Origin of the sequence: Methanobacterium formicicum (assembly GCF_029848115.1) — an archaeon.
Lineage (GTDB): Archaea > Methanobacteriota > Methanobacteria > Methanobacteriales > Methanobacteriaceae > Methanobacterium > Methanobacterium formicicum.
On record NZ_JARVXG010000048.1, the window covers coordinates 50,001 to 57,500 of the forward strand.

At 39.0% G+C, this 7,500-nt stretch carries 7 protein-coding genes (2 of these 7 running past the window's edge); 3 read left to right on the plus strand and 4 right to left on the minus strand.

All coding sequences use genetic code 11. From position 1 onward, the window contains the following. On the minus strand, positions 1-61 hold the beginning of the coding sequence (locus QC759_RS06315; protein ID WP_048073419.1) for an Lrp/AsnC family transcriptional regulator. 170 nt of this gene lie to the left of the window's left edge; the window shows 61 of its 231 coding nt (coding positions 1-61); it begins with the start codon at positions 59-61; its stop codon lies beyond the left edge, outside the window. Between the two features lie 493 nt (positions 62-554). Beyond that, positions 555-800 carry a GNAT family N-acetyltransferase gene (locus QC759_RS12260; RefSeq protein ID WP_424971313.1) on the minus strand — a complete coding sequence of 82 codons (246 nt, stop codon included), beginning with the start codon at positions 798-800 and terminating at the stop codon, positions 555-557. Between the two features lie 1,090 nt (positions 801-1,890). Between QC759_RS12260 and hdrA the strand changes: the two genes are divergently transcribed. Then, positions 1,891-4,275, plus strand: coding sequence for a ferredoxin:CoB-CoM heterodisulfide reductase subunit HdrA (gene hdrA / locus QC759_RS06320; RefSeq protein ID WP_048073420.1), 2,385 nt, complete (start codon positions 1,891-1,893; stop codon positions 4,273-4,275). Here hdrA and QC759_RS06325 read toward each other — a convergent pair. Both QC759_RS06325 and QC759_RS06330 read right to left on the minus strand, forming a co-directional pair. Beyond that, positions 4,205-5,143 (minus strand): ABC transporter substrate-binding protein, encoded by a 939-nt coding sequence (locus QC759_RS06325; protein WP_048073421.1) that lies wholly within the window; start codon positions 5,141-5,143, stop codon positions 4,205-4,207. The two genes, hdrA and QC759_RS06325, sit on opposite strands and share 71 nt — an antisense overlap. 2 nt (positions 5,144-5,145) lie before the next feature. Then, positions 5,146-5,424 carry a MoaD/ThiS family protein gene (locus QC759_RS06330; protein WP_048073422.1) on the minus strand — a complete coding sequence of 93 codons (279 nt, stop codon included), beginning with the start codon at positions 5,422-5,424 and terminating at the stop codon, positions 5,146-5,148. Positions 5,425-5,638: 214 nt separating this feature from the next. Here QC759_RS06330 and QC759_RS06335 point away from each other — a divergent pair, with 214 nt between their 5' ends. Further along, complete coding sequence (locus QC759_RS06335) at positions 5,639-5,983, plus strand: NifB/NifX family molybdenum-iron cluster-binding protein (protein ID WP_048073423.1); 345 nt, start codon at positions 5,639-5,641, stop codon at positions 5,981-5,983. A gap of 409 nt (positions 5,984-6,392) precedes the next feature. Continuing rightward, positions 6,393-7,500, plus strand: the 5' portion of a protein-coding gene (locus QC759_RS06340; RefSeq protein ID WP_048073424.1) for a nitrogenase component 1. 425 nt of this gene lie beyond the right edge of the window; 1,108 of the gene's 1,533 nt are visible here — the first part of the coding sequence; its start codon is at positions 6,393-6,395; the stop codon falls past the right edge of the window.

Consider the following 7,500-nt stretch of genomic DNA (forward strand, 5'->3'; position numbering starts at 1 on the left):
CACTGGAGACATCTTTTATCTTGCTGATTTCTGCATCAACCAGTATGAAACTTTTAGCCATCTATTCACCTCCATACATTTTTTAGTTCATGTTCCCACCAAAAATTTCACATGACTTGAATTGCCACAGAGGGCAATGAAATCCAGGTGGTTCGGGTTCTGAGGATAAACCATCAGAGTAAGGTTATTCGATCGTTTCATAACGATCGTTATAATAACCTATTATAACGATCGTTAATTTAATTATAAATAGTTTTCGCTTTCTAAACCGTCTCCTAAAAAAATGGAAAATGATTCATGGGGGTAGGATTACCCCTCTGAATTGATAATTAATCATTTTAGACAACGAAACACACCCCAAATCACAATCCCACTTTTTTACTGTGCCTTTCCATTATAACAACATCTCTCCATTGATTACCCATTTTCCCTATTCTTTCACGGGTGCCAACCACTCTAAATCCCCATTTCCTGTGTAGATCAATGCTTATTTGTATTTTCAGCAAACATAATAGCCTGTAATGTCCAGAATCCTTTTTCTTCAGCAAATTCGATTAATTTCCAAGCAAGAGATTCCCTATACCCATCCCCTGATATTCCGGATCCACATAGATACTATCCTCCACAACTCCCCAGTAAACTTCCCTATTGGATACTGAAGATAAAGAGCCCCATCCCAGTATGGGAGCAGTTTTTTTGGAATGATCTTCACGTACTACCAGAGCACTTCCTAAAATGCATTTTTTAAGCCATACTTCTGGAAGGGGTAATTTTAATTCAAAATTTGCATTTCCACATATTACCGCTTTAGAAAGATTTTTGACACATCAAGCCAATCATTCTTTTTCATTTTATCAATTCTAAAATTCATTCCATTATCTCCATATTTTCCTAGCAGGATTTCTATTCAATTTTTTTAGTCCCCAACGATAGATTTATATAGGAATATAACAATTGTTATAGTGGGGGTAATTATAACGATCGTTATAAAAGACAAACGCACGGTCGTTTTATTACCCTGACCTCAATTAAGTACTGAAAAAATAATAACCATCCTTAAGGAGAAAAATAGTACAAATAATTCACACCCTTAAAGATGAAAAGCCCCTTGTGAGGTGCTAAGAAATGTGTAGTTGTAGATAAATAAAATCAAAGAAGATAAAAATCCATTCGCAACTATTATATCTCCTCAAGAGGTGTTTTACTATGTGTAAATAACTAATATAACGCTAACAATGGTTATTTCCAAGATGGGTGAAAAAGATCTATATTATCACCATTCACCCCGGAAATTTTGGGATAATATCACCATAACCTCCCATTTTAAAAAATCATCCTCTCTGCCTTGTTATGTATCATCCAATTGAAATGAGAATGTTATGGTGAATATTTTATCTTATCTTGAAAAATTGATCCAAACCATAAAACCAAAAATTCTGCCATAAGCTTCATATCCTAACCGGGAAACAATCCATGACCAAAAAAGTCCTCGGTTAGGATTACAAGCTAAGATTAGATTAAAATGCTTTTTTTTAAATTTTAAGAGTTGTAATCGTGAATTGTTAAGTAACTAAAATCATGATAATTGTTCTAGTAACTTTCTATATGTCCGATATCTAAATAATAAATTCATCATCAATTGGCAAATATTTAATTATATGAAACTTCACTATAGTTAATACATAATTTGTATTTTAATTTGAATAATTAAACAGCAGTAATGAAATAAAAAAAGATTGATATAAACCTGTTGTTTTATTTGTTACCCGAGAATATTTGTTTGTATTTAAAAAAGGTTATATTTAAAAAGAATCTGTGCCTTAAAAAAAAATCAGTACTAGATCTATTTACTATTCACTTGATTATTAACCCCAAAGGAGATTGGTTAATTTGAATGAAAAAGATTTAACTTCAACCCCTGCCAAGGAAAACCTTAAGGTAGGTGTTTTCCTGTGCCGCTGCGGTGGTAACATCTCAGATAACGTGGATATGGAAAAACTCCACTCCTCCTTAGATGCCACAGTAGTGGAAGAATTCGAGAACCTGTGCTCAATAAATGGCCGTAAACTCATCCGAGATTCCATTATCGACAGAGACCTTGATCGGGTGGTGGTGGCGGCATGTTCACCTATTACCCATGAAAAAACATTCCAGAAGTATGTTAAACCCCTCAACCCCTACCTTATGCAGATGGCCAACATCCGTGAGCAGTGCTCTTGGGTACACTCTGATAAAGGAAAAACCACAGACAAAGCCATTTCCTTAACCAGTGCAGCCATTGAAAAGGCAAAGTGCTCAGAACCCATCGACCCGTTACTGCGACGTACAAAAAAAAGTGTGGCAGTTATTGGTGGGGGCATATCTGGAATAACCACTGCCCTTTCACTGGCCCGGCAGGGAATAAAGACCCGGATCATTGAAGAAAGATCCACCATTGGTGGATCCATGGTGAAGATTGGTAAGGTCTTCTCCCCGGAGAAACTGGCCGAAGAATGTGCCATGTGCCTTTTAAACCCACTGGTAAACGAGGCCGTGGAAAACAAAAATATAGAAATTTTAACCAAAACCAAACTCTTAAGGGCTGAGCGCAGAGCAGGAAATTTCAATTTAATAGTGGAGAAGAAACCCGGTTTTGTGAAAGCCGAGCGTTGCATTGCTTGTGGAAGCTGTGCCGAGGTTTGTCCCGTGGAAGTGCCCAACTCCTGGAATGAAAATATGACCATCCGCAAAGCCATTTACAAATCATTCCCCCAGGCAGTTCCTGATGTATATACTATTGATGAAGAAAACTGCATCCGCTGTGGAACCTGTCAGGAAACTTGTAAAATGGATGCCATTGATTTTTCCATGGAAACTGAAGTCCTGCCCCTTAACGTGGGATCGGTAATTGTAGCCACTGGCCATAACCGGTTTGAACTGTCCAAAAGACCAGAATATGGATATGGAAGGTTCCCAGATGTGATTTCCCAGATGGAACTGGCACGGATCACCGGGGTAAATGGTCCCACCGAAGGGCAGCTACTGCGACCCTCCAATGGCCAGGTCCCCCAGAGAGTGGTGATGATACAGTGTGTGGGCTCCCGTGATGATAAACCAGATGGTAATCCCTACTGTTCCAAGGTATGCTGTATGGTGGCCATGAAGCACGCCAACGTTATAAAACATTACTACCCTGAAACCGAAGTCATAATCTGTTACACCGATATGAGAACTCCGGGAATGTATGAAAAGTACATGCGCTACGGTCAGGATAAAGGTATCAAATTGATACGGGGCCGGGCCGGTGAAGTTACCTGGAAAAATGAAAAATTAGTGGTCCGGGTGGAGGAAAGTCTGGAAAAAACTCCACTGGAAATAGAAACAGACATGGTTGTTTTGTCCGAGGCTATTGAACCTTCCGAGGGCACCAAAGAGGTTGCAGAATTACTGAATGTGGGTTTAACTGAGGACCTGTTCATCAGAGAGAGTCACCCCAAAATAAAACCAGTCACCACTGATGTGGAAGGTGTTTACGTTTGTGGAACTGCCCAGGGACCTAAAGATATTACCGACAGTGTTTCCCAGGCCAATGCTGCCGCAGCCAAAGTGGCAGAACTGATGAATGGTAACCTGGAGGTGGAACCATTCGTAGCTACCATCAACACCTCTCGATGTAATCTATGCAAAAAATGTATGGATACCTGTAAGTACAAGGCATTCTATATCCAGGAAGATAACCTGGCCATTGACCCCATTGCCTGTAAGGGATGCGGTATCTGTCTTTCTCAGTGTCCAGAAGAAGCCATCAGTATCCAGGGAAATGCTGATGAAAAATTATTCGGTATCATATCCGGTATTCTTAAAAACAAAAAGGATGGTGAACGTATAATACTCACCTTCCTGGACAGTGTGGGATATCTGGCTGCGGATAACATGGGAATAAATAAAATAACCTATCCCGAATCTATCCGGATAATCAAAGTTCCCTCATCGAATCGTTTGATGATGAAACACATCCTGTACGCTCTTGAAAATGGTGCAGACGGCATATTCTTAGGGGAGTATCCTGATGATCTCATGTATCCCCATCTTAAAGAAAAAGTCAAACAATTAAAACAAGTTTTAGAAGAGAAAAATATCAATCCCAACCGTCTGACCATTCACCGAGTGTACATACCCTACTTCCGGGGATTGGCCAATAAGTTAACCATCTTTGATCAGGAAATCAGTTCTCTGGATCAACAACATAAGAGGGAAGATAGTAGTGCGAAGGTTCTGGATGAACCTCTTGAATAAATTTCAACTCAAAAACATCTTCCTTTTTTATCTTCTTTTCTAGATATCCTAATTTTTGAAGAACCGGGACAAAATCCAGGGTGGATCTTATATATTCTTCCGGTAGACTGGCACAGTACCGGGGAGAGATCTGGAAGGTTTCCAGTATAAATTCCACATCAATGCCACCCAGCTCACCAGCAGCTACTTCTGCAGCATCATGTGGCTGATTACGTATAAAATTACAGGCAGCTTCATGTTCAGTTAAAAAATTTTTTATAAAATCTGGATCTTGGTTTAGGAGCTCTTCACGAACCACAATCCCGTAACTGGGATTGTAGGGCCACAATTTGCTGGGAGGAATTATCAGTTTGGAATTTATCTCCCGAGAAGCAACCGTGGCCAGTGCTGGTGTACCCAGGCCAGCAGCTATTTCACCAGTTTGTATGGCACTGGGTATGAAATCTGCCCAGGGATAATTGATGATGGATATATCCCGATCCTGAATGAGGTCTCGTATTATAACATCATGGATAGACCCCTGTGCCGGAGTTCCAATATTTCTACCTTCAAACTGTTTTAATACATTATCCAAATTGTTTAAATCATCAAAAGAAGAGAATGAATCTCTAGAAATCATAACGGTACCTTCCACATGACCTCCAGCCACACATTTGAGTTTTAGTCCTTTATCAATCCCGATCATTACTGGAGGGAGACCTATATATCCTAGATCTATTTCACCACTTTTAAAGGCTTCCATCATTGCCGGGCCTGTGGGAAATAGGGTCCAATCAAGATCACCCCCTATACTGTCAAGGAACTTATTATCCGGACTTTTTAAAATAAAGGAAGTGTGATAGATAGTGGAAAGATACCCGATATTCAAATTTAACCACCGGCCAGAGTCTGGAATATAACTATTTCATCATCATCTTTTACTGGGGAACTCAGACCACCGGTTCCTCTAATGTCATTTCCGTTGATGAGTATTTTAACGAAATCCTTTACTTTGCCCTCATCATCAGTGATGGTGGTTTTGAAGTCTTTTCCTTTAAGTTTAGTGTCCAGACTGTCAATCAAACCGGATACTTCACCATCATATTCAATTATCAGAGATTTTTCTCCAGTTATATCTGCTAGATTTGATAAAAATTTTATTTCAGGCATGTTTTTCCTCCAATGTATTGGTTTTTTAAAGTCATACTCAGGTAAGTACAACTACTTATATAACTATTGTTATATAACTATTGTTAACTTATAAAAATTAGTATATAAAACTTTTGGGTTTAGGAAATTCCTCTAAAAAGAGGAAAACACATGGAATAAATCTGATTAAATGTAAAAGAAATTAAATGTTTATCACAAATAAAGGTGTTAGTAAATGTCCATAAAAGTAGCAGTTGCCAGCAGTGATGGCAAATATATCAATCAGCATTTTGGAATGGCTTCACAATTTTTAATTTTCCAGTTAGATGATAATGGAACCCATAAATTCCTGGAATTACGAGAAAACAAACCGGCCTGCAGTACGGAGGGTCACAGTGAATTATCCATGGAAAAAAGTGTTAAACTAATATCTGACTGCCAAGCAGTACTTGCCGGCCAAATTGGTCCTGGAGCCATCGATATACTGCTGAAAAATAACATAGACCCCTACATAGCACCAACATTTATCGAAGATGCATTAGAACAACTGACAGAAATTAGAAAAAAGAAAAAAGACTGATTATTGGAGATTTTAGGATTAATAGATAATTTTATAATGGATAATTCTATAAAGTCTCGATTTAAAAGAAAAACAAATCGCTATTTCCATTGTGATATCGGTAGGTCAAATTGGACCAGACACTTGGAATAAACTCTTAAAGAAGATTAAACCCTTTAATTATACCTTTTTTACAAAAATAATGATTTTAAAATACTCAACTGAATATACAAGTAAATGAAAAGTCGAATCATTGTATCTTTAGTTTCAGTAGCTATTTTTCAAGGATCTATCCTGATTTAACGATCGTTAACTATTTATACTAAATCAATTGTTTAACAATTGTTATATAACGATCGTTATTAGATCGTTTTAGCCGCTCTTCGATCCAGGCATCGTTGTATACCAAGAAGAAATAGGAGGAAATTAAGTGAGCCCAGATAAAAAGAGCCCAGATGAAGCAATCGATCTGAGTAAGAACACATGCCCCAACCGGGAGCATCGAGCCCATGGTACCAATGTATACTATGGAAAAGCAAGCCAACTGTTAAAAGACGCCAAAGAAGGAAACGTGAAATGTTCCGAAAGAAAATTTCAGCAGTCTGGAGGCTGTGTGCTTAACTTTTACCTTTCAAACAGAGTGACAACAATCCGTGACGCCGTTGTGATATTCAACGCACCAGTCGGTTGTTCTGCAGGTGCACTTGGTTACCGTGAATTATTCCGTGGTGTGCCTGTTGAGTTAGGAAGACCGGCACAATACAATGTTAACTGGCTTACAACCAACCTACAGCAAAATGATGTTGTTTATGGTGCTGGTCAAAAGTTAAAAGAAACGATACTGGAAGCTGAACGGAGATACTCTCCCAAAGCCATTTTCATACTCACATCATGTACCACTGGAATCATTGGAGAGGATATTGAAGGAAGTGTAAACGGAGTTCAACCCCAAGTGAAAGCAAAAATTGTGCCTATTCACTGTGAAGGCGTGCGCTCCAGACTGGTACAAACAGGATATGATGCATTTTGGCATGCCGTGCTAAAATATCTGGTAAGGGAACCTCAGGAAAAACAGGAAGATCTGGTTAATGTAGCCAGTATGCTCTCTTACACCTGGCAGGACCGACTGGAGATAAAAAGACTTCTGGGGAAGGTCGGATTGAGGGTGAACTTCATTCCAGAATTTGCAACAGTTGAACAGTTTGAACAACTCTCAGAAGCAGCTTTAACCGCACCCATCTGCCCAACTTATACAGACTACATCTCCAGAGGCCTTAAAAAGAAATATGGAGTACCATACTTCCTTTACCCATCCCCAACTGGAATAACCAATACTGATGGGTGGTTACGCGAGATCGGGAAGTACACTGGAAAAGAAGACGAAATAGAGGAACTCATAGCTGAAGAACACCAAACATGGGTACCAAAAATGGAGGCAATACAAGAAGAATTCTTGAAACTACGTAAAGATGGTGAAAAGGTCAGAATTTTAGGATCCCTGGGCCAAGGGAGGTTAGTTAACCAGTTACCCTTCTTCG